Raw genomic sequence first — 23,007 nt, forward strand, 5'->3', positions numbered from 1 at the left:
AGCGAGTGGAACTGCGAAACGAGCGAGCTCGTCGTGGGCATGAACTGGGACGCCCAATGCCTGATCCGGCTCGGCGCTGTACAGGAACAACTCGGGAAGCTCACCGGACGGTACTTCGACTTTCTGCTGCGACTTGAACCGCCCGACGCTCCCGCCCACGGCAGCCCGCTCCTGTGCGTCTCGGTCGGGACCAGCAATGAATAGCATGTCGACAGATGAGCAGATTTGGTCCGCAATATGCCCGCGGCATCTTGCGTCGCGACGAGGCGGATTTGGGCCAACGTCAGAATGTGCCAAGCATCGTCCTGCCCGAACCCCTCTACAGATCACCCCTGGGGGTATTTTTGGGGGTATTTCTTCAAAGGTTGTCGGCTATTCCCATAACCGGCGGACCAGCATGAATTCTGTCGGGGACCAGCAATTTCCCGAAATTCCGCCCCAGCCTGAAAATCGCACCGTCGGCACGCACAGCGTCCGAACGTCGGGTGCCCACGCTCACGCTTGGCCGCGTGTTCCGCCGAAGCCGCGTATGCCGTGCTGTGCCAGCCAATGGCCGCCAGGCCTGAGCCCTGACCGCCCCGTCACCGCATCAACCCCGTCCTGACCTGCGGCATCAGACTCGCATTCGCGCCCGTCACGGCAAACGTCCCCGTCGACGACGCCCCCGCCGGCAGCGCCAGCACACTGCCGTCCGCGAGCCGGTTCGCATCGACGACGATCTGGCTCGACGCGCAACCGTTCGTCAGCAACGAGACCGGCAACCCGGCGATCGACGAGAACGTGTTGCCCGTCACGCTGAAAGAACACACGTTTCCGTACGCCCGGAACCCCGCATATCCGGAACCCGACACGCGGTTGTTCGCCACCGTGACGTCCGACACCGCTCCCGACCAGGTATCCAGCTCGATCGCGCCCTGCTGCGTCGGCTGCAATCCGTTGTTCACGTTCGCGTTCTGGATGTTGGTCACGGTATTGCCCGTGATGACGACGTTCGAAGCCCCGTAGGTTTTCCAGCTGTCCTCCTGCGCGGCCAGAATCCCCGCCGCCTTCTCGACGCCGTCGACCGTATTGTTCGAGATCGTCACCGCCTGCCCGCCGACAACGGTGATGCCGCGCCCCCAAGAATTGCCCGATACCGCGTTATGGTCGATCAGCACGTTGCTGCTCAGGCGGCCGTCGCCGAGATAGCTGACCACGGCGATCAGATCGTCGCCGGTGCCGGTCACCGTATTGTTCTGCACCAGCACGTTGGTCGATCCGTAGGTCGTATGAATGCCGTCGGCCAGCGTCGCCCGCACGGTATTGCCCACGATCGCGATACGGTTGCCGCCGAACACGAAGATCCCGGCGCTCGCGCCGCCCTGGATCGTCACCCCGAGCACCTGAACGTCCGAGCCCGTGACCTCGACCTTGGTCGACTCGGGCGTCGTGAGCCGCGCGGTGCCGGTGCTGGCCAGCGTCACGCCGACGAGCGTCGAGCCGGCGCCGCTCATCACGATCGTCTGGTCGGCGGGATTCGTCGCGGCCAGCGTCGCGCCGTATCCCGAGATCACCGCCTGCGGCACCGTCACGGCAAGCGAATGCCCGACGACGTAGCGGCCCGGCGCGATGACCAGGCGCTGGCCGGCACGCAGGCTGTCGAATGCCTTCTGCAACGCGTCGGCCTGGTCGCTGCCGTCGGCAGCCGGGGAGACCGTCACATCGGCGACCAGAATCGGTTTGGCGCCACTGGACGGCAGAAGCGTCGTGCCGGACGCGGAACCGGCCGGCGCAGCGGTCGGTGCCGGGCTGCCGGAATTCGTCGATGCAGCCGATGCGCCGGATGCAGCGCCGGCAGGTGCGACGGACGATGTCGATGTGCCCGCAACGGTTTGCGATGCCGGAGCCGCGCTGCCGTCACCGCCGCCGCATGCAGCAAGCCAAAGGCACAGCGCGGCAAGCATCGCCTGATCGACCGTACGCATACGAAGTTCCGCTAGCCCAGATTGGCGTCATCGTAAGTACGCTTGATTACTTTGTAAATGAATTCCGCCGTGCGCCTGCAAAACCGTTCGTTATCCTCTTCCATTCATCATCGCGCCATCACGGTGACATGCGGCACACGACGCCATCAAGGACTACCTGATGCAGACGGCGCGCGTCTTCACGCGCCGCTCGAGACCCGCCGGCTGCCTGATCGTGCTATCGGCACTGCATCCGGCCGAGCGCTCGGACACGGTCCGGCAAATGCTGATCGCGATGCGCGAGCAGACCGTCACCGCGTTAGACGCGCGGCTGGGCGAAAGCGTTGCGACCGGAGAGCTCTCGGCACATGCGAACCTCGACGCGATCGCGCGCTACTACGTGACGGTGCAACAGGGGATGTCGATTCGGGCGCGCGACGGTGCGAGCCGTCGCGATCTGGAGGCGGTCGCGCAAGCCGCGCTGGCCGCATGCTGTGCTCGCACACGCGAGCGGCGGATAAAACGGCGGACCTCGGAAAGAAGCCCGCAAGCGAAACCACACGCGACCGTGCAGCGGCAAGCGCCCCTGCACGACCGCGCCGATGCATTACTGCGTCACGGCGTGCTGCACGTCCTTCGACGCATGCCACACGCGGTAGCGCACGTCGAAACCGTCCGGCACGTACACGACGAGCGGCAGGCGGCTGTTGTAGCGCAGCAGCTGGCCGTCGCCGCGCACCTGCACGAAGCGCTGCTGCGGCGCCTGGCCCGGGCAGGCCATCAGCGTCGACGCCGGCCCCTTCACGTCGGTCAGGCGATAGTACGTATAGCCCCAGCCCTTCACGTCCTCGGCGGTCAGTTCCCCGCCGAACCATTGCTGGTTGCAGTCGGTCTGCAGCGTCTTGCCGATCATCAGCTCGACGCGCGCGTCGCCTTCGTTCTCGAGCGCGGGCAGCGCGATCACCGCGCGCTGCTGGCCGGCCGTCGGCTGCGGGAACATCTTGATCGACTCGGCCGGCACGGCAGGCGCCGATGCGGGCCCGGCCGCGCAGGCGGCGGCGGTCGTCACGCAAAGGGCGGCCAGGACGGCCCGGATCGCGAATTTCATCGATGTGCTCCTGAAAAACAAATAGGCCCTGGATGCTAACACTTTCGCTCCAAGACCTTACGGCGCTGTAATTTCACGACACAATTGCATACAGCCGGCGATCCCCGCGCGCGGTACTTATACGGAAACCAACGGAGATCATCATGCTGAAGCTCATTGCTGCCGCCGGCGTCGCCACGCTGCTGGCCGGGTGCGTCGTCGGTCCGGACGCCGGATACGGCTACGGACAGCCCTACTATTCCGATCCCGGCTACGCGTACGGGCCGGCCTACGGGGCGTCGCCCGTGTACGGGACGGTCAACATCTGGGGCGGTGGCGGCGGGCGCGACTGGGACCGCGGACGCCGCGACTGGGATCGCGGACGCGAGGGCTGGAATCGTGACCGCGGCGGCTGGGATCGCGACCGCAGCGAACGCGCCCGTCACGGCGGCTGGGGCCGCGGCGACGGACGCCGCGCCGACTGGAATGACGACGGCGGCGGGCGCGGCCAAGGCAACGGCGGCGGCCATCGCCACTGACGCAATTGCAACCGTTTGTATCCACGCACGGCCCGCGCGAGGCCGATACGAGCCGATAGACGACCGTCAAAAAGCAAGGCCCTCGCATCACCGCGAGGGCCTTTTGTCGTCCGCTCCACCGGAAACCGGGGCGGCCGGCTACGCAACGCCGAACCTGCCCGCGCCTCATGCGCGTGCCCGCTTCTTACCACCCCGCCGGCTGCGCATAGCCGCCCGACACGGGCGCGCCGCACACGTACGCGCGCTGATAACGGTCGTAGCAATAGCTCGGGCCGTCGTCCTGGTATTGCGCCTGCTGGTAGGTCGGATAAGCCGGCTGCTGGTAGGCCGGTGCCTGGTAGTACGTCGGCGGCTGATAGGCCGGTGCCTGATACACGGGCGCCTGATACGCGACGGGCGGATTCATCGCCGACGTCACGATCGCCCCGAGCACCGCGCCGCCGATCAGCGCGCCGATGACGGCGCCCCCGTCGCGGCCATGCGCGGACGCCGGGCCGCCACGGCGAGCGAACCGGCGAGGACACATACAGCGGCAATCTTTTTCATGATGGACTCCCACGCGAAGTGGTACTGGATGCGATGCATTGTGGCCGCGCCCGGCCGTAATAGATGCAGCAAGTGGTAACGCGCCATTACGGGTATCACGCACGCCGAAACGCGGCACGGCCGTGCTACGATTTTCGGCACACTGGAGACGCCTTCATGCAGCCCGAAACCGCCCGCCGTTTCGATACCGAATTCGCGCCGCGCATCGCGCAGGCGATCGCCGCCTTCTTCGCCGATCACGTACTGACCGACGTCGTCCCGTACGGCGGCCACGGGCAACCGACGCGCGTGCAGATCCGCAGCGCGCCGCACGAGCACGTGAGCGGCTTCGTGCATCCGCTGAACCTCGAACTGACCTGGGACACCGACGAGATCGAACGGTTGATGGAGCCCGACGGGCCCATGCGGTTCGAGCACTATCTGAGCGCGCTGCCGAGGAAGCTGAGCGCATGGGAGGGCGCGCGCGACATCGACCTCGCGTCGCGCACGCAGGCCGACCCGCTCGTGCGGCTCGGCGGCCTCGATTTCGAAGGCTGAACGCGCGCCGGCCGGCGGCGGTGTCGGCGTCGCGCGATTCGGCCCGGTGATACACTCGACCGGCCCCGCGCCGGCGCCGCCAGGCTGGCCGGACCGTCCACCGCCGCCTCCACCCGCAAGCATGGTTGCGCACGCAACCGGCACCCGGGCACGCGGACAACCACGCTTTCGCTCCCGCCATGAACGCCGATACCGGCCTGCCGCTTCCGCAACGCTACTGGGCGATCGTCTGCGTCGCACTGGGCATCACGCTCGCCGTGCTCGACGGCGCCATCGCGAACGTCGCGCTGCCGACGATCGCGCGCGACCTGCACGCGTCCGATGCCGCATCGATCTGGATCGTCAACGCGTACCAGCTCGCGGTCACGATCACGCTGCTGCCGCTCGCGTCGCTCGGCGAACGCGTCGGCTATCGCCGCATCTACATCGCGGGTCTTGCGCTCTTCACCGCGGCGTCGCTCGGCTGCGCGCTCGCCGGCTCGCTGCCGACGCTCGCGGTGATGCGCGTGATCCAGGGGTTCGGTGCGGCCGGCATCATGAGCGTCAACGCGGCGCTGGTGCGCATGATCTACCCGTCGTCGATGCTCGGGCGCGGGCTGTCGATCAACGCGATGGTGGTCGCGCTGTCGTCGGCGATCGGCCCGACGGTCGCATCGGCGATCCTGTCGTTCGCGTCGTGGCCCTGGCTGTTCGCGGTCAATGTGCCGATCGGCATCGCCGCGGTGTTCGGCGGCCTGCGTGCGCTGCCGGCCAACCCGCTGCACGACGCGCCGTACGATTTCCCGAGCGCGCTGATGAACGCCTGCGTGTTCGGCCTGCTGATCATGGCCGTCGACGGGCTCGGTCACGGCGAAAGCCACGCGTACGTCGCGGCCGAGCTGGCCGTCGCGTTCGGCGTCGGCTACTTCTTCGTGAAGCGCCAGCTGTCGCAGCCGGCGCCGCTGCTGCCGGTCGACCTGATGCGCATCCCGATGTTCGCGCTGTCGATCTGCACGTCGGTCGCGTCGTTCACGTCGCAGATGCTCGCGTTCGTCGCGCTGCCGTTCTGGCTGCAGCATTCGCTCGGCTTCTCCCAGGTCGAAACCGGCCTCTACATGACGCCGTGGCCGCTCGTGATCGTATTCGCCGCGCCGCTCGCGGGCGTGCTGTCGGACCGCTATTCGGCCGGCATCCTCGGCGGCATCGGGCTCGCGCTGTTCGCGGCCGGGCTGCTGTCGCTCGCGACGATCGGCGCGCACCCGGGTACCGTCGACATCGTGTGGCGGATGGCGCTGTGCGGCGCGGGCTTCGGGCTGTTCCAGTCGCCGAACAATCGCGCGATGCTGTCGTCGGCGCCGCGCGAGCGCAGCGGCGGCGCCGGCGGGATGCTGAGCACGGCGCGCCTGACGGGCCAGACGCTCGGTGCCGCGCTCGTCGCGCTGATTTTCGGGCTGGCGCCCGACCGCGGTCCGACGATCGCGCTCTATGTCGCCACGGTGTTCGCGGCGGTCGCCGCGGTGGTCAGCATGCTGCGCATCGCGTCGCCGCGCCCCGACGCTGCGGCCTGATGCGGCGACTTCACGCTGCGACCTGACGCCGCAGCGCGCCGCGCCCGCAACTCAGGCAGCGTCGAGCGCGTCCATCACGAAGCGCACGCGCGCCTTCACGCTCACGCGCGGCAGCTCGATCAGCCGATAACCATACGCCGTATAGCAGTCGACCATCGCGTCGTAGGTGCGCACGGCCTCCGCGAAATCCTGCCGGCGCTCGGTGTCGTGCGTGTAGATCTCGGGCCACGGCGGCGCGATGAACACACGCCGGTGATAGCGGAAGCGCCGCGCCGCGGCCTCCGCGTGTGCGGGCACCGCAAGGCCCGTCAGGCGCAGGTAACCGATCACGTCCGGCACGCCGCGATCGAAGAACACGGGCCCGCGCGCGCCTCGCGCGAGATGGTGCGAACGCATCTCCCAGTTCAGCATCTGCTCGGCGAATGCGGCCCGGTCGCGCCACGGCAGCGCCGGGCCGTCGATCGCCATCTGGTCGCGGATCACGCCGCGCCCGGCCTCGTGCGAGCGCGCGAAACCGGTACGCTCGAGCGCATCGAGCAACGTGCTCTTGCCGGAGCCGGGGCCGCCCGTGACGATGAAGAAGCGGGCGGCCGCATCGTCCGCCGCGCCACCCTCCTCCACGCGCTCGGACATCCGCTCAGACATGCGCGGCCCGCCGGCCCGCGCGCCGCGTGACCGACGCGGCCGCCGCGACGCTGCGCAGGTCGGCGACGAACGTGTCGCGCCAGACCGAAAGGTTGTTCTCGCGCAGCCGCGCGAGGTTCGCCTCGTGCCGCGCCCGCCGCTCGGCGAGCGGCATCGACAGCGCGCGCTCGAGCGCATCGGCCATCTGCGACAGGTCGTACGGATTGACGAGCAGCGCGCCGCTCAGCTCGGCCGCCGCGCCCGCGAACTCCGACAGCACGAGCACGCCCGGATCGGCCGGGTCCTGCGACGCGACGTATTCCTTCGCGACGAGATTCATCCCGTCGCGCAACGGCGTCACGTAGCCGACCTGCGACATCCGGAAGAACGCCATCAGCAGATTGCGCTCGTACTTGCGGTTCAGGTACTGGATCGGCGTCCAGTCGAGCTGCGAGAAGCGGCCGTTGATACGGCCGGCCTCGCCTTCGAGCGTCTCGCGAATGCGCTGGTAGGTCTGCACGTCGGAGCGCGTCGGCGGCGCGATCTGCACGAGCGACACGCGCCCCTGCCAGCCCGGCTGGTTGGCGAGCATCCGCTCGAACGACTGGAAGCGCTCGACGAGCCCCTTCGAATAGTCGAGCCGGTCGACGCTCATCACGAGCTTGCGGCCCCCGAGCGCGTCGCGCAGCATCTTCACCGGCTTGCGCGAGCCATACTGGACGGCCGCCTCGGCGATCGCATCCGGATGCACGCCGATCGGATAGGCGGCGACCTTCACGACGCGGCCGTGCGCATGCAGCATCCCGTCGTCGCTCGCCGCGCCGATGCCGCGCCGCTCGATGTAGTCGGTGAACGCCTGCTTGTCGGCGTCGGTCTGGAAACCCGCGATGTCGTACGCGCACATGAACTTCACGAGCTCGTCGTGCGGCGGCACGACGCGCAGCATGTCGGGCGACGGAAACGGAATGTGCAGGAAGAAGCCGATCGGATTCTTCACGCCGAGCTCGCGCAGGCAATGCGCGAACGGCAGCAGGTGATAGTCGTGCACCCAGATCAGGTCGTCGGGCCGCAGCAGCGCGGCGAGCTGCTTCGCGAGCATCGCGTTCACGCGCAGATAGCCGGCGTACTCCTGCCGGTCGAAGCGCGCGAGATCACTGCGGTAGTGAAACACCGGCCAGAGTGTCGCGTTCGAGAAACCGCGGTAGTACTGATCGTAGTCGCGCCGGGTCAGCCCCACCGTCGCATAGGTGACGTTGCCGTCCCGCTGGATCGCCGGTTGCGTGTCGGGCGTACCGACGATCTCGCCGTTCCAGCCGAACCAGACGCCGCCGGTTTCCTTCAGCGCATCCATCACGCCGACCGCGAGACCGCCTGCGCTCGGGCGCGTGTCCTCGCCGGCGGCGACACGGTTCGATACCACGATCAATCTGCTCATGCGGCTTCCCCTCCTCGATTCGATTGAATGACGCGCAGCGCGCGCCAAGGCGGACGCGACGGCCCGAAGGCAGTCGCGCGGCGATTCAGATGTGAGCGATGCAACAAGGCGCGCAATGAAATGCGGCAGCGGAATACAGCGGCGACAGCCTCAAGCGTCCTGCTCCTGGCCGAGGTCGCGTTGATAGTCGAGCCCTTCCGGGCGTGCGCCGCCCTGGTTGTGATCGCCGTCGGACGGCGTCTCGTCGGGCGCACCGGCCGGCGCGTCGGTCTGCGGACGCGGGCGCTCGGCACCTGCATCGGGCGGCCGGGGAGAAAACCGTTTCGAACGGCGCATGGCTGGGTGTCTCATATGGCGCGCGGCTCGGAGCCGTCGTAGAAACATTCCATAACAAAACAGTCTAGGTCGCTTCCTCGCACGCCGCGGTAACAATTACCTTCAATTTGTAACGTTTTGACCCCGGCTCCGCCATCTGTCCGACAATAGCGCCGCGCGTACGCGCGCGACCCGCCGCCGGCCATTTGTCAAAGCTTTGCAGTTTTCCTATGACCATTGCGAAACAATGACGCGGCAAGGGGGCGCGCATGCGTCGCCGCTCACCCAGACAGGACTTGCACTCAGGGATGAACATGGGTTTCGAACCGCCGCGCCGGGCCACGCCGGCGCGCATCGTGCTGGCCGCGCTCGCCACCGCCGCACTGCTGTCCGGCTGCAACTCGCTGTACAGCGAAGGCGCGACCGCCGGCGCCGGTATCGCGGGCGCCGCGATCGCCTCCAAGGTCACCAACAATGCCGCCGTCGCGACAGGCATCGGCCTCGGCGCCGTCGCCGGTGCGCGTGCGGGCGTCCAGTACACGCAGCGCGTCGCGCACCGCTACACGCAGGAACAGATCGCGAAGGCGGCCGGCCCGCTCGACGTCGGCGGCGTCGCGCCGTGGACGACGCACCATTCGTTTCCGATCGAGGATGACGAACAGGGCCGCGTGACGGTCAGCCGGATGATCAGCATCGGCCCGCTCGACTGCAAGGAAATCGTGTTCGCGGTCGACACGCCCGCGAAGGCCGACAAGGCCGCGCAATCGGCGTTCTACGTCGCCACGATCTGCCGCGACGGTCCCGTGTGGAAATGGGCGTCGGCGGAACCGGCGACCGAACGCTGGGGCGCGCTGCAATGACCGTCGCGATCCGAATCGCCGCGATCGGCGCGCTGTGCGCGGCCAGCGCCGCGCTGTCGGGCTGCGGCTCGGTCGGCGCGGCGAGCGGCGCGCTCGCCGGCGCGGCGACGGGCCTCGTCACGGCGAACCCGGCCGTCGGCGTCGGTGTCGGGATCGCCGTGCAGGCGGCGACCGACGAGGCCGTCAACCGCACGATGAAACAGCTCCATCAGAACCAGCAGGACGCGATCGCGAAGGCGGCCGGCAGCCTGGCCGTCGGCGAAGTGAAGCCGTGGAACGTGAAGAACACGCTGCCGCTCGAAAACGGCGAGGGCGAGGTGCGCGTCACGCGCGCGTACTCGACGGCGCTTGCGCTGTGCAAGGAATTCGCGTTCTCAGTGAAGGACGGCGACAAGGCCGACTGGTATTTCGCGAATGCGTGCCAGCAAGGCACGCACTGGAAGTGGGCGTCGGCCGAACCGGCGGTCGACCGGTGGGGTAACCTGCAGTAACGATGCGATGCGCGACGCCTGGCAGGCGCCGTGCGTGCGGATGCCGGGCCAGACGGCCCGGCTCGACGGCTCAGGACTCGACGTCCTCGAGACTGAAGATTTCGGTCTGGTCGTTGTACGAGAAGATCTCGCCGTAACGACCCCAGTCGATCACCGCGTCGAGCGTTTCCTCCGCCGCGCCGTCCGACAGGAAATCCTCCAGCTCCTGCTCGAAACGCACACGCGGCGCACGATGGCCCGGGCGCTCGTTCAGCACCTTCTTGATCCGCGCGGCGAGCGGCACGTGCTTCAGCAGGTGATCCGCGAACATCAGCTTGCGCTCCTGCGTGCCGAATTCCGCGAACACACGCCCCGGCGGCGTCAGGAACACGTCCCCTTCGCGCACGTCGGCGAAGCCGAGGTACTGCAGCACTTCGGCGATCGGGAACAGGTCGTCGACCTCCAGATGCAGCGTGCGCGCGATTTCCGGCATGTCGGCACGGCCGTGGTACGGCGCCATCGCGAGCGTCTCGATCAGGCCGGCCATCAGGTTGGTCGACACCTGCGGCAGCCAGCTGCCGAGCTCGAGCCCCTTCTTCGTCGCCTCGCCGGTCTGGCGGGCCGTCATCTTCGCGTAGATGTCGTCGACCAGCTTGCGGAAGGCCGGGTCGAGCCGGTTGCGCGGATGCTTGAACGGCACCTTGATCTCGGCGATCACGCGGCCCGGGTTCGACGACAGCACGAGAATCCGGTCGCACATGAACACCGCTTCCTCGATGTTGTGCGTGACGATCAGCACCGACTTGATCGGCATGCGGCCTTGCGTCCACAGGTCGAGCAGGTCGGTACGCAGCGTCTCGGCGGTCAGCACGTCGAGTGCCGAGAACGGCTCGTCCATCAGCAGGATCGTCGGGTCGACCACGAGCGCGCGCGCGAAGCCCACGCGCTGGCGCATGCCGCCCGACAGCTCGCGCGGGTACGCGTTCTCGAAGCCGTCGAGACCGATCAGGTCGATCGCGGCGAGCGCGCGTTCGCGCCGCTCGCGTGCGCCGACGCCGAGCGCCTCAAGCCCGGCCTCCACGTTCTGCAGCACGGTCAGCCACGGAAACAGCGCGAAGGTCTGGAACACCATCGCGACGCCTTCGGCCGGGCCGCGCAGCGGCTTTCCGAGATAGGTCACGTCACCGCCGGTCGGCTCGATCAGCCCGGCGATGATCCGCAGCAGCGTCGACTTGCCCGAGCCCGAACGGCCGAGCAGCCCGACGATCTCGCCCTCGCGCAGCGACAGGTTCGCGTCGTCGAGCACGAGCAACTCGCCCTGCGTCTTGTTGAAGCCGCGGCAGACGTGATCGACGCGCAGGATTTCCTCACCGAGGCGCGGCGGCTGGGACGTCTGGACGGGGGCGTTTACAGCATTCGGATTGTGCATCGCGTTTCGCTCTCAATCGGTCTCAGTCGAGCCGCAGCTTCGCTTCGGCGAAGGCATACAGCGGGCGCCACAGCAGGCGGTTGAACAGGGTGACGAACAGGGACATCACGGCGATGCCCAGGATGATCTTCGGAAAGTCGCCGGCGGCGGTGGTCTGCGCGATATACGCGCCAAGGCCGTGCGCCTCGATCTTGGTCGAGCCCCACTGCACCGCTTCCGACACGATGCTCGCGTTCCATGCTCCGCCCGAGGCGGTGATCGCGCCGGTCACGTAGTACGGGAAGATGCCGGGCAGGATCGCCTGGCGCCACCACTGCCAGCCGCGGATCCGGAAGTTCGTCGCGGCTTCGCGATAGTCGTTCGGATAGGACGTGGCGCCGGCGATCACGTTGAACAGGATATACCACTGCGTGCCGAGCACGATCAGCGGCGACAGCCAGATGTCGGGGTTCAGGTGGAAGCGCGCGATCACGATCACGAACACCGGGAACAGCAGGTTCGCCGGGAACGCGGCAAGGAACTGCGCGAGCGGCTGCAGCTTCTCGGCCAGCTTCGGGCGCAGCCCGACCCACACGCCGATCGGCACCCAGATCACCGACGCGATCGAGATCAGCACGACCACGCGCAGCAGCGTGATGAGCCCGAGCGCGACGACGTGCCCGACTTCGCCCATCGTCACGCCGGTCGACACGAAGCTGACGACGCGCCACACGATATAGGCCGTGCCGAGCAGCAAGAGCGCCGCCCATGCGATGTCGACCGTGCGCGATGCCTTCTTCTCGACCTTCGGCAGCGAGAAGCGCATCGCGCCCGACAGCGGCAGGCGCAGCGGAATCCGCGCCGCCTTCGCGAAGAACCAGCCGGCCGGCACGAGCAGCTGGTGAATCAGGCGCGTGCGACGCACGAGGTCGAGCAGCCAGGATTGCGGCGCATCGCCCGATGCGGTGTTCTCCATCCGGAACTTGTCGGCCCATGCGATCAGCGGGCGGAACAGGAATTGGTCGTAGGCCAGGATCACGACCGTCATCGTCAGGATCACCCAGCCGATCGCACCGAGGTTCTTGTCCGAGATCGCCTGCGCAAGATACGCGCCGATGCCCGGCAGCGTGATCGTCTGGTTGCCGACGGTGATCGCCTCCGACGCGACGACGAAGAACCAGCCGCCCGACATCGACATCATCATGTTCCAGATCAGCCCCGGCATCGAGAACGGCACCTCGAGCTTCCAGAAGCGCTGCCACGACGTCAGGTGGAAGCCGCGCGACACTTCGTCCAGGTCGCGCGGCACCGTGCGCAGCGACTGGTAGAAGCTGAACGTCATGTTCCACGCCTGGCTCGTGAAGATCGCGAAGATCGCCGCGAGCTCGGCGCCGAGCACGCGGCTCGGGAACAGCGCGAGGAAGAACGTGACCGTAAACGAGATGAAGCCGAGCACCGGCACCGACTGCAGGATGTCGAGGATCGGGATCAGCACCATGCCGGCGCGGCGGCTTTTCGCGGCGAGCGTGCCGTACACCAGCGTGAACGCGAGCGACGCGACCATCGCGGCGAGCATCCGCAGCGTGGTGCGCAACGCGTATTCGGGCAGGTTCGACGGGTCGAGCGAGATCTTCTGGGTCTGAAGGGTCCCGATCGGCGCCATCGTTTCATGAAAGCCGACGACCGCCATCGCGATCAGGCAGATGATCAGCGGAAACGCGATGAAGTCCCACCGGTTCGGCAGGACGCGCCACGCGGACGCGTTGGCAGTCCGGTTCGGATTGAAGAATCCGACGTCCATCAGGCGCCCTCCCCGGTAAGGCCGAACGAAGCCGGCAGACGATGTTGATTCATGGCAAAGCGCACGGGCGCGGTAATTCGACGCGGTAATTCGATTGATTCACGATTTCACGCCGGCGCGAGGCGCCGTGCGTGCAAGCTGCGCCCTCCGGGCGCGGCGAGTCGGGCCGCGACGGCACGACACTACACCAACCTGTATTTCAGGTTCAACCGTCCGGGGCCGGCTCGGCTCGGCGCGGCGCGCGGGCGGCGCACGGATCGTGCCCGGCACGCGGGCGAACGGCAGGCGTGCGGTGCGGAGCAGCCCGGCCGCGGTCGTGCGGCCGGCATGCAGGCCCCGAATTATGCCGTGATCCGGGCCGGCCGGGAACCCGCCCGCCGCACACGGACACAAACCATGCAGGACGTCAGCGGACGATTGCGGCGAAGCAGGTATGATCGGGGCTAGCCCCTGGCGTCGCTAGCCCCATAGCCGCCAGGGATCGACCGACCAGCGGGAGGAAGCGAATGGCAGGAAACTTGGTGATCGTCTGCCGCGATCAGGACGCCGATGCGTTCTACGAGCTGATGCAGGAGTACGGGTCGTTCCAGACCCGGCTGTCGTCGACGGCGTGGTACCTGAACATGAACGTCGTGCCGGAATCGCTGCAGGAGGAGATCCTGGAGCGCCTCGGCCGCTATACGACCGTCTATATCTTCGAGGCCACGAGCGTGACCTACAACACCATCGACAGCAACGCCGCCGAGACGCTCGGCACGCTGTTCGGCGAATGATGCCGCGCGGCGCCTGCCCGGCAGGCGCCGCATGCGCCGCTTACGCGGCCTGGGCGTGAAGTTCGTCCTTCGGCACCACGTCGAACGGGAACGTCATCGCCACGCGCAGGCCGCCCTCGGGACGATTGCCGATCTCGCACGCCCCGCCCAGCCGCAGCACCAGCCGCTCGACGATCGCCAGCCCGAGCCCGCTGTGGCCGTTCCCGCCGCGCGCGGGGTCGAGCCGCACGAACGGCCGTGTCGCGGCCGCCAGATCGCGCGGCGCAATCCCGCCGCCGCTGTCGCTGACCGACAGCACGTAACCCGCCGGCGTACGCGCCGTCTCGATGAGCACGGGCGGCGCGCCGTACGCATGCGCATTGTCCAGCAGGTTCGACAGGATCCGGTCGAGCGTCGCGGTCGGCAGGCGGAAGCCTTCGTCGGCGGCCAGATGCGTCTGGACAGCCGGTGCGTTCGGTGCGACCGCGCGATAGCTGCGGGCGATCCGCTCGCAGGCCTGGTCGACCGGCACGGGCTCGCTGCGGTCCGCCCCGCCGTGCGCGAACACGAGGAACTGGTCGACGATGTGCGACATCGAGTCGACATCGCGCACCACGCCGTCGCGCAGCCGCGCGTCGTCCATCATTTCCGCGCGCAGGCGCATCCTGGCGAGCGGCGTGCGCAGGTCGTGCGCGACGCCGGCCAGCATCACCGCGCGGTCGCTCTCGGCCTGCGACACCTGTTCCACCATCTGGTTGAAGCCGTGCGTGAGCTGGCGCAGCTCGCGCGGGCCGCGCTCGCGCAACGGCGGCACCGGCTGGCCGCGGCCGAAGCGCGCGACCGCGCGCGCCAGCGAGCGCAGCGGCTGCTGCAGCTGCCAGGCCGCGAACAGCGCGGCGATCACGCCGGCCGAGAAAATCGTGCCGAGCCACAGCAGCATCCGGTCGAGCGAGCGCGGCGGGCGCAGCGGCTGCACCGGCACCACGATCCAGTTGCGGTCGCTCGGCTCCTTGACCCACAGCACCGGCGGATGGCCCGGCGCGCCGATCTCGACCAGCGTGCCGGGCGGCATCCGCTCGCTCACGTCGTCGCGGAAACGCTTGAGCGGCGCCGCCAGGTTCGAATCGGCGTCTTTCGGCACATCGGGACTGTCCGGCGACACCAGCCGCACCCGCGACGGCAGCGGCTGGTCGGGCGTGCGCTCGACGTGCTGGCGCACGGCGTCGACGAGGAACGCGGCCTCCTCGACGGCATAACGCGTCTGCATCTGGTTGCGCTCGAGGCGCATCGCGAAGAACCACGCGAAGTGCGACAGGAGCAACACGCCGACGACCAGCAGCGCCAGCCGCCCGAACAGCGAATCAATGGGCTTGCGCATGGGCCTCGCCGTCGGGCACGAACACGTAGCCGCGCCCGCGGACCGTCTGGATGAAGCGCGGCGTCGACGGATCCGTTTCCAGGATGCGGCGCAGGCGCCATACCTGGACGTCGATGCCGCGGTCGGTGCCGTCGTACTCGGGCCCGTGCAGCAGCTCGAGCAGCCGTTCGCGCGTGAGTGTGCGCAGCGCGTGATTCACGAAGATCTTCAGCAGCGCGAATTCGCTGCTCGACAGCGTCGCCGGCTTGCCGTCGACCGACAGCGTGCGCGCCTGGAAGTCGAGCACGAAACGGCCGAACGCGAACGGCTCGCGCTGCTCCGGCGCCGCCGCCGACGGCGTCGCGCGGCGGCGGCGCAGCACGGCCTGCACGCGCGCGAGCAGCTCGCGCGGGTTGAACGGCTTGCCGAGGTAGTCGTCCGCGCCGAGCTCGAGCCCGACGATGCGATCGACGTCGTCCGCGCGCGCGGTCAGCATGATCACGGGGATGTCGTCGCCGGCCGCGCGCAGCTGGCGCAGCGCGGTCAGGCCGTCCACGCCCGGCATCATCAGGTCCAGCACGATCAGGTCGGGCCGCTCGCGCTCGAGGCGCTTCTCGAGCGTCGCCGCGTCGTGCAGCACGGACACTTCCATCCCCTGGCGCACGAGATAGTCGCGCAGCAGGTCTCGGAGTTCTTGGTCGTCGTCGACGATGAGGATCTGGGTAGTCATGGCTCGAAGTTTAGCGCGCGAGCGCGGAGTCGAAGAACGAAACAAAGGGGCGAAAGGGTTACTGCGGGTTACGACGCAAGGGAACTGTAATGCGCCGTAACCCGGCAGCCATCCCGCGTAACACCGGCCCGAGCACGCGCCGCTAACCTGCGTCTTACCGGATGCGGCACCCGGGTCACTCCGCGCGCCGCATCGCCGGACCCTTTGGATACAAGGAGTTTCTGAAATGTATAAGAACACTTCCCGCGTGGCCATTGCGGCCGCCACCGTGCTCGCTCTCGCATTCGGCACCGCGCATGCCGCGCAGCCCAACGACATGCCGCCGCCGGGCGGCCCCGGCATGCACCAGATGCACGGCGGCCATGACGGCGGCCCGTTCGGCGTGATCATGAAGCTGCACGACCAGCTCAAGCTCAACGCGTCGCAGGAACAGCAGTGGCAGACGGCCGTCAACACGATGAAGCAGAACCATGAAGCGATGCGCAAGAGCCACGAGCAGATGCGCGAGCAGTTCAAGGCGCAGCAGAACCAGCCGATCCTCGACCTGAACGCGATGCACGCCGCCCGTCAGCAGGCCGAGCAGCAGAACGCGCAGCTGCGCGAGCAGAGCTCGGCCGCGTGGCTCGCGTTCTACAACGGGCTGAACGACCAGCAGAAGACGACGGTCAGCACCGCGCTGAAGCAGCAGTTCGCGCGGATGGAGCAGCGTCACGAGAAGATGAAGGAACGCTGGGAGCAGCACCGCGCGGCCAAGGGCGCGTCGGCACCGGCGCAGTAAGCCGGCGGGCCGCCTCCCCGGGCGGCATCGCGGGGGACGCGGGCACCCGGCCCGCGTCCCCCGTTTCATTTCAGGCGACGTCGAACAGCAGCACCTCGGCCGCCCGGCCGCGTGCGAACGCGACCGCTTCTACCCCGGCGATCCGCGCGCCGTCGCCCGCGGCCAGCGCGTGGCCGTTGACCTCCACGTCGCCGCGCACCACGTGCACATAGGTGCTGCGCCCGGCCGGCACGGCCAATGCCGCCGCCTCGTCGCCATCGATCAGCCCCGCGAAGATCCGCGCATCCGCACGGATCGACAGCGCACCGTCGTCGCCGTCCGGCGACGCGACGAGCCGCAGGCGGCCGCGCTTCTCGTCGTCGGCGAAATGCCGCTCCGCGTAGCCGGGCCGTCCGCCCCGCTCCGCCGGCTGCAGCCAGATCTGCAGCAGATGCAGCACCCGGTCGCGCGACGCATTGGTTTCGCTGTGCATCAGCCCCGTGCCGGCGCTCATCCGCTGGACGCCGCCGGCCCGCACGATGGCGCCGTTGCCGAGGCTGTCGCGATGCGCGAGCGCGCCGTCGAGCACGCAGGTGACGATTTCGAGGTCGCGGCGCGGCTGCATCCCGAAGCCGCGCGTCGGCGCAATCCGGTCCTCGCTCAGCGCGCGCAGCGCGCCGAACGGCGGATGCGCGGCCCCGGCGGCGCCGGCAAGCGCAAAGCTGTGGCTCGATTCGAGCCAGCCTTGGCGCGTGTGGCAGCGGTCGGCGGCGCGGCGGATCTGGAACATGGGGCGGGCACTCCGGCAGGCAGATATTCTTTCTTCGGGTTTACCTGCACTGTAGGGGCGTGCCGGGCGCGCCACAATCCGCCGCCCGCGCACCGCATCGTTGCACCCACGAACCCAATCGGTGTAATGCTCGTTGCGAATACCGCGATTGCCGCAACGCCCGAATCGAAGAATCGATCGGTCGCGCCGGATTGCCGTTTTCCGGGTATCGCGTTCGGGTAAAATACCGCCCTTTTGGCGTTCGCCCGTCCGGCGAGCGCCGTTGCCTGCGCGCCGAAACACGAATTTTGGCCGTCTAGAATACGCCGCGGCGCCCGGCCCGACCGGCCGCGAGCGCCTCCCCGGAAGTGAGCGACAAAAGGATGGAAATGAAGAAGGCCGCCCTGTGCGCCGCCCTCGCCCTCGTGGCGGGCAGCGCCTTCGCGAAAGAGTGGAAGACCGTGCGGATCGGTGTCGATGCCAGCTACCCGCCGTTCGAGTCGACCGCGCCGAGCGGCGAGATCGTCGGTTTCGACGTCGATCTCACCAAGGAAATCTGCAAGCGGATCAACGTGAAATGCGTGTGGGTCGCGCAGGATCTCGACGGAATCATTCCCGCACTGAAGGCGAAGAAGTACGACGTCATCGTGTCGTCGCTGACCGTCACGGACAAGCGTCGCGAGCAGATCGACTTCTCCGACAAGGTGTACGACGCGCCCGCGCGGATGATCGCGAAGGCCGGCTCGCCGCTGCTGCCGACGGTCGCATCGCTCAAGGGCAAGCACGTCGGCGTCGAGCAGGGCTCGACGCAGGAATCCTACGCGAAGGCGTACTGGGAACCGCAGGGCGTGACGATCGTTCCTTACCAGAACCAGGACCAGGTCTATGCCGATCTCGGCTCGGGCCGCCTCGACGCGACGCTGCAGGATGAACTGCAGGCCGACTACGGCTTCCTGCGCACGCCGCGCGGCAAGGGCTTCGCGTTCGCCGGCCCGGAGGTGAAGGATCCGAAGACGATCGGCGACGGCACCGCGATCGGCCTGCGCAAGGACGACACGGACCTGAAGCTCAAGATCAACAAGGCGCTGGCCGACATGCACAAGGACGGCACGTACGACCGGCTGTCGCACAAGTATTTCTCGTTCAGCGTCTACTCGGCGCGCTGAGCGCCGACAATACCGGGAAGCGGATGCGGGGGCGGCCCCGCGTCCGGCACGACAGGCAGTCAACCACGCGCCGCCCGCCCCCTCGCCCGCCGCTCGCGCGACGGGCTGGTCCGGCACCGTTGCCGGGGCGGACGGTCATGATACGTACGGGGCGTTCCGCGCAGCTTGGCGGGCGCGTCTTTCGCGGCGCACCGCGTGCGCCGTCCGGGACCACACCAGGGACCACATATGTTTCTACAAGGCTACGGCCCGCTGATCCTCGCCGGCACCTGGCAAACCGTCAAGCTGGCGGTGCTTTCGCTCGCGCTGTCGTTCCTGCTGGGCCTGCTCGGCGCGGGCGCGAAGCTGTCGCGCAACCGCTTCACGAACGGCGCCGGCACCGTCTACACGACGCTGATCCGCGGCGTGCCCGACCTCGTGCTGATGCTGCTGCTGTTCTACAGCCTGCAGATCTGGCTGAACATGGCGACCGACGCGCTCGGCTGGGACCAGATCGACATCGACCCGTTCCTCGCCGGCGTGCTCGTGCTCGGCTTCATCTACGGCGCGTACTTCACCGAGACGTTCCGCGGCGCGTTCCTGTCGGTGCCGCGCGGCCAGCTCGAGGCCGGCAGCGCGTACGGGATGACCAACTGGCAGGTGTTCACGCGGATCATGTTCCCGCAGATGATGCGCTTCGCGCTGCCCGGCATCGGCAACAACTGGCAGGTGCTCGTGAAGTCGACCGCGCTGGTGTCGATCATCGGCCTCGCGGACGTCGTGAAGGCGTCGCAGGACGCCGGCAAGGGCACGCTGCGGTTCTTCTTCTTCACGCTGATCGCCGGTGCGGTCTACCTCGCCATCACGACGATCTCGAACTTCGTGCTGATGTGGCTCGAAAAGCGCTACTCGACCGGTGTCCGCAAGGCTGACCTATGATCGAACTCATCCAAGAATACTGGCGCAACTACCTCTACACCGACGGCTTCCGGATCACCGGCGTCGCGATCACGCTGTGGCTGCTGGTCGTGTCGATCGGCCTCGGCTTCTGCCTGTCGGTGCCGCTCGCGGTGGCCCGCGTGTCGAAGAGGAAGTGGCTGTCGAGCGCCGTGTGGCTCTATACGTACGTGTTCCGCGGCACGCCGCTCTACGTGCAGCTGCTGCTCTGCTACACCGGCCTCTACAGCCTGCAGGTCGTGCGCGGCACGCCGCTGCTCGACGCGTTCTTCCGCGACGGCATGCACTGCACGCTGCTCGCGTTCACGCTGAACACCTGCGCGTACACCACCGAGATCTTCGCGGGCGCGATCAAGGCGACGTCGTACGGCGAGATCGAGGCCGCGCGCGCGTACGGGATGTCCACCTTCACGATGTATCGCCGCGTGATCCTGCCGTCCGCGCTGCGCCGCGCGCTGCCGCTCTACAGCAACGAAGTGATCCTGATGCTGCACGCGACCACCGTCGCGTTCACCGCGACCGTGCCGGACATCCTGAAGATCGCGCGCGACGTGAACTCGGCGACCTACATGTCGTTCCACGCGTTCGGCATCGCCGCCCTGCTCTATCTCGTGATCTCGTTCGCGCTCGTGTGGCTGTTCCGCCAGGCCGAGCGTCGCTGGCTCGCGTATCTGCGCCCGCAAGGCAAGTAAGTTTCCGCAGGACTATTCATGAATTCCCAGACTCAGAAGCTTTTCGTCGACGATCTGCACAAGCGGTACGGCGACAACGAGGTGCTCAAGGGCGTATCGCTGAAGGCGAACTCGGGCGACGTGATCAGCGTGATCGGCTCGTCCGGTTCCGGCAAGAGCACGATGCTCCGCTGCATCAACTTCCTCGAACAGCCCAACTCCGGCCGCATCTTCGTCGACGGCGAGGAAGTGCGCACCGCGCTCGACAAGACGGGCGCGCTGCGCGCCGCGGATTCGAAGCAGCTGCAGCGCGTGCGCACCAAGCTGTCGATGGTGTTCCAGCACTTCAATCTCTGGTCGCACATGAACGTGATCGAGAACGTGATGGAAGCGCCCGTCAACGTGCTCGGCATCCCGAAGAGGGAAGCTGAAGACCGCGCGCGCGAGTATCTCGAGAAGGTCGGTCTCGCGCCGCGCGTCGAGAAGCAGTATCCGTCGCACCTGTCGGGCGGCCAGCAGCAACGTGTCGCGATCGCGCGGGCGCTGGCGATGCATCCGGACGTGATGCTGTTCGACGAGCCGACGTCGGCGCTCGACCCGGAACTGGTCGGCGAAGTGCTGAAGGTGATGCAGAAGCTGGCCGAGGAAGGCCGCACGATGATCGTCGTCACGCACGAGATGGGCTTCGCGCGCAACGTGTCGAACCACGTGATGTTCCTGCACCAGGGGCGCGTCGAGGAAGAAGGCGTGCCGTCCGAGGTGTTCGCGAACCCGAAGAGCGAACGCCTGCGCGGGTTCCTGTCGGGCAGCCTCAAGTAACGCGCGCTCCTCCGCGTCGCACTGCACGAACGGGCGCCATGCGGCGCCCGTCTTGCGTTTACGCGACGTCCACCGGCGCGCCGTCGGCGAATGCACGCAACGCGTCGCCCGCGAGTCGGTAGCGCACCCATTCGCTCTGCGGCGCGGCGCCGACGCTTTCGTAAAAGCGGATCGCCGGCTCGTTCCAGTCGAGGACGCTCCATTCGAAACGCCCGCAGCCGGTATCCACCGCGACGCGCGCGAGCGCCTTCAGCAGCCGCAGCCCGGCGCCCGCGCCGCGAAAGCGCGGCGACACGTACAGATCCTCGAGATACAGGCCCTGGCGGCCGAGCCACGTCGAATACGAGAAGAAATACACGGCGAAGCCGGCCGGCTCGCCGTCGACCTCGCAGATCAGCGCACGCGCGGGCGAACCTTCGCCGAACAGGCTGCGCTCGAGCGATGCAGGCGTCGCGACCACTTCATGCTCCGCCTTCTCGTAGATGGCGAGCTCGGTGATGAAACGCAGGATCTGCGGCACGTCGGCGACGGTGGCCGAACGGATGTCGATTTGCACGGTGGGGAGCCCTCCTTCGGCCCGGACTGAAAACGAGATGCGGCGGCGCTCGCTCGCGCAATCGCGCGTGACGCCGCCCGGATCGACATGCTACGTTCACGAAACAACTGCAGGAAGTGCAGTTTCTTCATCCTGACATGAACATGATGCATCCAGAGCTGCGCCGTCTCGACCTGAACCTGCTGCTCGCGTTCGACGCGCTGTACCGCCACCGCTCGGTCGCCGCGGCCGCGCACGAGCTGGCGATGAGCCCGTCCGCGCTCAGTCACGCGCTCGCCCGATTGCGCGAAGCGATCGGCGATGCGTTGTTCGTGCGCCTCGGCAACGAGATGCAGCCGACCGTGCGCGCCGACGACATCGCCACCTGGGCCGGTGATGCGCTCGACACGATGTCGAAGGGGCTCGCCCGCGCACGCCGCTTCGATCCCGCGCAAAGCGACCGCACGTTCGTGTTCGCCGCGAGCGACTACACGGCGTTCGCCGTGCTGCCGGCGTTGCTCGCGCGTATCGAGCAGGTCGCGCCGCGGCTGCGGATCCGCGTCGTCCACTCCGACCGGAAGATCTCGATCGACGAACTCGCGGCCGGCCGCATCGACTTCGCGCTCGGCTATCACGAGGAGTCGGCCGCCGACGCACCGGGCATCGAGGATTTCGACTGGTTTTCGGACGACTACGTGGTGATCGCGAGCGCCACGCATCCGGACATCCGCCGCCGGCTGACGCTCGACCAGTACCTCGCGGCACGCCACGTCGTCGTCACGCCGTGGAACGAGTCGCGCGGCGTCGTCGACTACGTGCTCGACCGGCTCGGCCTCACGCGGCAGGTCGCCGTGCAGTTGCCGAGCGTGCTGGCCGCACCGTTCGTGATCTCGGAATCGGCACTGCTGATGACGGTGCCGAACCGTGCCGCGCAGGCGCTGCGCCACGCGGCGCCGATCCGCATCTTCCCCGCGCCGTTCGAGATCCCGCGCTACACGGTGAAGGTCTACTCGCACGCGAAGCATGCGCGCACCGACGCGCACCGGTGGCTGCGCGCGCAGCTGCTCGACGTCCGGCCGACGGGCGGTTGAGTTCGACGCTCCGGTGCGGCGCGCGGGGCGCCCGCCGCACCAGCGTTTCCGGCGCCCGGGCGGCGGCGGACCACCGCCAACTCATTACGAAATACTTACCAATTCCGCGCGTCCGGCGCTTACGCTCGCGCCCCGGCAACGTCAATAGTGACAATCCTTGACCCACCGGCGCCGAATCCGTGTCTCCCTTGTCTCACAAGGGTTTTCCGGGAATCGACGGCCCCTTGGGCACCCGCTGCGCACTGTGTTGCATGGCAAATTGGCGACACGTGTTAGTCAAACAACGATTTCCATCGCCACAAAATTGTATTT

At 67.9% G+C, this 23,007-nt stretch carries 23 protein-coding genes and 3 pseudogenes; 14 read left to right on the forward strand and 12 right to left on the reverse strand.

Annotated elements, in window-relative coordinates; translation table 11 throughout:
* Window positions 1-204: pseudogene (locus DIE12_RS38410) on the forward strand (hypothetical protein); the annotation flags it as partial.
* Window positions 205-581: 377 nt separating this feature from the next.
* Here DIE12_RS38410 and DIE12_RS26045 read toward each other — a convergent pair.
* The gene (locus DIE12_RS26045; RefSeq protein WP_124524065.1) at window positions 582-1,700 is read right to left on the reverse strand and encodes a right-handed parallel beta-helix repeat-containing protein; all 1,119 of its coding nucleotides are present in this window, start codon (window positions 1,698-1,700) and stop codon (window positions 582-584) included.
* Between the two features lie 394 nt (window positions 1,701-2,094).
* Here DIE12_RS26045 and DIE12_RS38750 point away from each other — a divergent pair.
* A pseudogene (locus tag DIE12_RS38750) lies at window positions 2,095-2,433 on the forward strand (TetR family transcriptional regulator C-terminal domain-containing protein); the annotation flags it as partial.
* A gap of 117 nt (window positions 2,434-2,550) precedes the next feature.
* Here the strand turns inward: DIE12_RS38750 and eco are convergent.
* On the reverse strand, window positions 2,551-3,051 hold the full coding sequence (eco, locus tag DIE12_RS26055; protein WP_044846395.1) for a serine protease inhibitor ecotin: 501 nt from the start codon (window positions 3,049-3,051) through the stop codon (window positions 2,551-2,553).
* Window positions 3,052-3,194: 143 nt separating this feature from the next.
* On the opposite strand from eco, the gene DIE12_RS26060 reads away from it, so the two are divergent.
* Entirely contained in the window at window positions 3,195-3,569 is a 375-nt protein-coding gene (locus DIE12_RS26060; RefSeq protein ID WP_124521581.1) for a hypothetical protein, read from the forward strand.
* A 184-nt stretch (window positions 3,570-3,753) separates the two neighbouring features.
* Here the strand turns inward: DIE12_RS26060 and DIE12_RS26065 are convergent.
* A pseudogene (locus DIE12_RS26065) lies at window positions 3,754-4,115 on the reverse strand (hypothetical protein).
* Between the two features lie 156 nt (window positions 4,116-4,271).
* On the opposite strand from DIE12_RS26065, the gene DIE12_RS26070 reads away from it, so the two are divergent.
* Together DIE12_RS26070 and DIE12_RS26075 are read left to right on the forward strand one after the other, a co-directional pair.
* On the forward strand, window positions 4,272-4,652 hold the full coding sequence (locus DIE12_RS26070; RefSeq protein WP_044846392.1) for a DUF5594 family protein: 381 nt from the start codon (window positions 4,272-4,274) through the stop codon (window positions 4,650-4,652).
* A gap of 179 nt (window positions 4,653-4,831) precedes the next feature.
* Window positions 4,832-6,199 (forward strand): MFS transporter, encoded by a 1,368-nt coding sequence (locus DIE12_RS26075; RefSeq protein WP_124524067.1) that lies wholly within the window; start codon window positions 4,832-4,834, stop codon window positions 6,197-6,199.
* A 51-nt stretch (window positions 6,200-6,250) separates the two neighbouring features.
* Here the strand turns inward: DIE12_RS26075 and DIE12_RS26080 are convergent, their stop codons facing one another.
* The 3 genes from DIE12_RS26080 to DIE12_RS26090 all read right to left on the reverse strand — a co-directional run bounded on the left by DIE12_RS26080 (window position 6,251) and on the right by DIE12_RS26090 (window position 8,594).
* Window positions 6,251-6,832 carry an AAA family ATPase gene (locus DIE12_RS26080; RefSeq protein WP_124521613.1) on the reverse strand — a complete coding sequence of 194 codons (582 nt, stop codon included), beginning with the start codon at window positions 6,830-6,832 and terminating at the stop codon, window positions 6,251-6,253.
* A 4-nt stretch (window positions 6,833-6,836) separates the two neighbouring features.
* On the reverse strand, window positions 6,837-8,258 hold the full coding sequence (gene otsA / locus DIE12_RS26085; protein ID WP_124521580.1) for an alpha,alpha-trehalose-phosphate synthase (UDP-forming): 1,422 nt from the start codon (window positions 8,256-8,258) through the stop codon (window positions 6,837-6,839).
* A gap of 150 nt (window positions 8,259-8,408) precedes the next feature.
* The gene (locus DIE12_RS26090) at window positions 8,409-8,594 is read right to left on the reverse strand and encodes a hypothetical protein (protein WP_059527452.1); all 186 of its coding nucleotides are present in this window, start codon (window positions 8,592-8,594) and stop codon (window positions 8,409-8,411) included.
* Between the two features lie 287 nt (window positions 8,595-8,881).
* Between DIE12_RS26090 and DIE12_RS26095 the strand changes: the two genes are divergently transcribed.
* Window positions 8,882-9,433 (forward strand): hypothetical protein, encoded by a 552-nt coding sequence (locus tag DIE12_RS26095; protein ID WP_044846387.1) that lies wholly within the window; start codon window positions 8,882-8,884, stop codon window positions 9,431-9,433.
* On the forward strand, window positions 9,430-9,924 hold the full coding sequence (locus tag DIE12_RS26100; RefSeq protein WP_124521578.1) for a hypothetical protein: 495 nt from the start codon (window positions 9,430-9,432) through the stop codon (window positions 9,922-9,924). The genes DIE12_RS26095 and DIE12_RS26100 overlap by 4 nt, the downstream gene beginning before the upstream one ends.
* 70 nt (window positions 9,925-9,994) lie before the next feature.
* Here the strand turns inward: DIE12_RS26100 and DIE12_RS26105 are convergent, their stop codons facing one another.
* Both DIE12_RS26105 and DIE12_RS26110 read right to left on the reverse strand, forming a co-directional pair.
* The gene (locus DIE12_RS26105; RefSeq protein ID WP_044846385.1) at window positions 9,995-11,332 is read right to left on the reverse strand and encodes an AAA-associated domain-containing protein; all 1,338 of its coding nucleotides are present in this window, start codon (window positions 11,330-11,332) and stop codon (window positions 9,995-9,997) included.
* A 22-nt stretch (window positions 11,333-11,354) separates the two neighbouring features.
* Window positions 11,355-13,112, reverse strand: a complete 1,758-nt coding sequence (locus DIE12_RS26110; RefSeq protein WP_124488434.1) for an ABC transporter permease subunit — start codon at window positions 13,110-13,112, stop codon at window positions 11,355-11,357.
* Window positions 13,113-13,618: 506 nt separating this feature from the next.
* On the opposite strand from DIE12_RS26110, the gene DIE12_RS26115 reads away from it, so the two are divergent.
* A complete protein-coding gene (locus tag DIE12_RS26115) occupies window positions 13,619-13,885 on the forward strand; it encodes a hypothetical protein (protein ID WP_027786765.1) in 267 nt (88 codons plus the stop codon).
* Between the two features lie 40 nt (window positions 13,886-13,925).
* On the opposite strand, the gene DIE12_RS26120 is transcribed toward DIE12_RS26115, so the two are convergent.
* Window positions 13,926-15,242, reverse strand: a complete 1,317-nt coding sequence (locus tag DIE12_RS26120; RefSeq protein WP_124521576.1) for an ATP-binding protein — start codon at window positions 15,240-15,242, stop codon at window positions 13,926-13,928.
* The gene (locus tag DIE12_RS26125) at window positions 15,226-15,951 is read right to left on the reverse strand and encodes a response regulator (RefSeq protein ID WP_006755678.1); all 726 of its coding nucleotides are present in this window, start codon (window positions 15,949-15,951) and stop codon (window positions 15,226-15,228) included. The genes DIE12_RS26120 and DIE12_RS26125 overlap by 17 nt, the downstream gene beginning before the upstream one ends.
* A gap of 226 nt (window positions 15,952-16,177) precedes the next feature.
* On the opposite strand from DIE12_RS26125, the gene DIE12_RS26130 reads away from it, so the two are divergent.
* Window positions 16,178-16,729 carry a Spy/CpxP family protein refolding chaperone gene (locus DIE12_RS26130; protein ID WP_044847746.1) on the forward strand — a complete coding sequence of 184 codons (552 nt, stop codon included), beginning with the start codon at window positions 16,178-16,180 and terminating at the stop codon, window positions 16,727-16,729.
* Window positions 16,730-16,799: 70 nt separating this feature from the next.
* Here the strand turns inward: DIE12_RS26130 and DIE12_RS26135 are convergent, their stop codons facing one another.
* Window positions 16,800-17,498 (reverse strand): pirin family protein, encoded by a 699-nt coding sequence (locus DIE12_RS26135; RefSeq protein ID WP_124521612.1) that lies wholly within the window; start codon window positions 17,496-17,498, stop codon window positions 16,800-16,802.
* Between the two features lie 368 nt (window positions 17,499-17,866).
* Between DIE12_RS26135 and DIE12_RS26140 the strand changes: the two genes are divergently transcribed.
* The 4 genes from DIE12_RS26140 to DIE12_RS26155 all read left to right on the forward strand — a co-directional run bounded on the left by DIE12_RS26140 (window position 17,867) and on the right by DIE12_RS26155 (window position 21,069).
* Window positions 17,867-18,643 (forward strand): ABC transporter substrate-binding protein, encoded by a 777-nt coding sequence (locus DIE12_RS26140; protein ID WP_044847744.1) that lies wholly within the window; start codon window positions 17,867-17,869, stop codon window positions 18,641-18,643.
* A 228-nt stretch (window positions 18,644-18,871) separates the two neighbouring features.
* The gene (locus tag DIE12_RS26145) at window positions 18,872-19,561 is read left to right on the forward strand and encodes an ABC transporter permease (RefSeq protein WP_044847743.1); all 690 of its coding nucleotides are present in this window, start codon (window positions 18,872-18,874) and stop codon (window positions 19,559-19,561) included.
* Window positions 19,558-20,271 (forward strand): ABC transporter permease, encoded by a 714-nt coding sequence (locus DIE12_RS26150; RefSeq protein WP_044847742.1) that lies wholly within the window; start codon window positions 19,558-19,560, stop codon window positions 20,269-20,271. The genes DIE12_RS26145 and DIE12_RS26150 overlap by 4 nt, the downstream gene beginning before the upstream one ends.
* Before the next feature lie 18 nt (window positions 20,272-20,289).
* Window positions 20,290-21,069 carry an ABC transporter ATP-binding protein gene (locus DIE12_RS26155; RefSeq protein WP_124521574.1) on the forward strand — a complete coding sequence of 260 codons (780 nt, stop codon included), beginning with the start codon at window positions 20,290-20,292 and terminating at the stop codon, window positions 21,067-21,069.
* A gap of 58 nt (window positions 21,070-21,127) precedes the next feature.
* Here DIE12_RS26155 and DIE12_RS26160 read toward each other — a convergent pair whose 3' ends face one another.
* Window positions 21,128-21,625, reverse strand: a complete 498-nt coding sequence (locus DIE12_RS26160) for a GNAT family N-acetyltransferase (RefSeq protein ID WP_124488436.1) — start codon at window positions 21,623-21,625, stop codon at window positions 21,128-21,130.
* Between the two features lie 143 nt (window positions 21,626-21,768).
* On the opposite strand from DIE12_RS26160, the gene DIE12_RS26165 reads away from it, so the two are divergent.
* The gene (locus DIE12_RS26165; RefSeq protein WP_124521573.1) at window positions 21,769-22,695 is read left to right on the forward strand and encodes a LysR family transcriptional regulator; all 927 of its coding nucleotides are present in this window, start codon (window positions 21,769-21,771) and stop codon (window positions 22,693-22,695) included.
* Window positions 22,696-23,007 lie beyond the last annotated feature (312 nt).

Origin of the sequence: Burkholderia sp. Bp9015, assembly GCF_003853505.1 — a bacterium.
GTDB lineage: Bacteria > Pseudomonadota > Gammaproteobacteria > Burkholderiales > Burkholderiaceae > Burkholderia.

Coding starts and splice junctions, on each gene's coding strand:
- eco (WP_044846395.1), bottom strand. CDS start 3,051: ATGAAATTCGCGATCCGGGCCGTCCTGGCCGCCCTTTGCGTGACGACC.
- DIE12_RS26060 (WP_124521581.1), top strand. CDS start 3,195: ATGCTGAAGCTCATTGCTGCCGCCGGCGTCGCCACGCTGCTGGCCGGG.
- DIE12_RS26070 (WP_044846392.1), top strand. CDS start 4,272: ATGCAGCCCGAAACCGCCCGCCGTTTCGATACCGAATTCGCGCCGCGC.
- DIE12_RS26075 (WP_124524067.1), top strand. CDS start 4,832: ATGAACGCCGATACCGGCCTGCCGCTTCCGCAACGCTACTGGGCGATC.
- DIE12_RS26080 (WP_124521613.1), bottom strand. CDS start 6,832: ATGTCCGAGCGCGTGGAGGAGGGTGGCGCGGCGGACGATGCGGCCGCC.
- otsA (WP_124521580.1), bottom strand. CDS start 8,258: ATGAGCAGATTGATCGTGGTATCGAACCGTGTCGCCGCCGGCGAGGAC.
- DIE12_RS26090 (WP_059527452.1), bottom strand. CDS start 8,594: ATGCGCCGTTCGAAACGGTTTTCTCCCCGGCCGCCCGATGCAGGTGCC.
- DIE12_RS26095 (WP_044846387.1), top strand. CDS start 8,882: ATGAACATGGGTTTCGAACCGCCGCGCCGGGCCACGCCGGCGCGCATC.
- DIE12_RS26100 (WP_124521578.1), top strand. CDS start 9,430: ATGACCGTCGCGATCCGAATCGCCGCGATCGGCGCGCTGTGCGCGGCC.
- DIE12_RS26105 (WP_044846385.1), bottom strand. CDS start 11,332: ATGCACAATCCGAATGCTGTAAACGCCCCCGTCCAGACGTCCCAGCCG.
- DIE12_RS26110 (WP_124488434.1), bottom strand. CDS start 13,112: ATGGACGTCGGATTCTTCAATCCGAACCGGACTGCCAACGCGTCCGCG.
- DIE12_RS26115 (WP_027786765.1), top strand. CDS start 13,619: ATGGCAGGAAACTTGGTGATCGTCTGCCGCGATCAGGACGCCGATGCG.
- DIE12_RS26120 (WP_124521576.1), bottom strand. CDS start 15,242: ATGCGCAAGCCCATTGATTCGCTGTTCGGGCGGCTGGCGCTGCTGGTC.
- DIE12_RS26125 (WP_006755678.1), bottom strand. CDS start 15,951: ATGACTACCCAGATCCTCATCGTCGACGACGACCAAGAACTCCGAGAC.
- DIE12_RS26130 (WP_044847746.1), top strand. CDS start 16,178: ATGTATAAGAACACTTCCCGCGTGGCCATTGCGGCCGCCACCGTGCTC.
- DIE12_RS26135 (WP_124521612.1), bottom strand. CDS start 17,498: ATGTTCCAGATCCGCCGCGCCGCCGACCGCTGCCACACGCGCCAAGGC.
- DIE12_RS26140 (WP_044847744.1), top strand. CDS start 17,867: ATGAAGAAGGCCGCCCTGTGCGCCGCCCTCGCCCTCGTGGCGGGCAGC.
- DIE12_RS26145 (WP_044847743.1), top strand. CDS start 18,872: ATGTTTCTACAAGGCTACGGCCCGCTGATCCTCGCCGGCACCTGGCAA.
- DIE12_RS26150 (WP_044847742.1), top strand. CDS start 19,558: ATGATCGAACTCATCCAAGAATACTGGCGCAACTACCTCTACACCGAC.
- DIE12_RS26155 (WP_124521574.1), top strand. CDS start 20,290: ATGAATTCCCAGACTCAGAAGCTTTTCGTCGACGATCTGCACAAGCGG.
- DIE12_RS26165 (WP_124521573.1), top strand. CDS start 21,769: ATGATGCATCCAGAGCTGCGCCGTCTCGACCTGAACCTGCTGCTCGCG.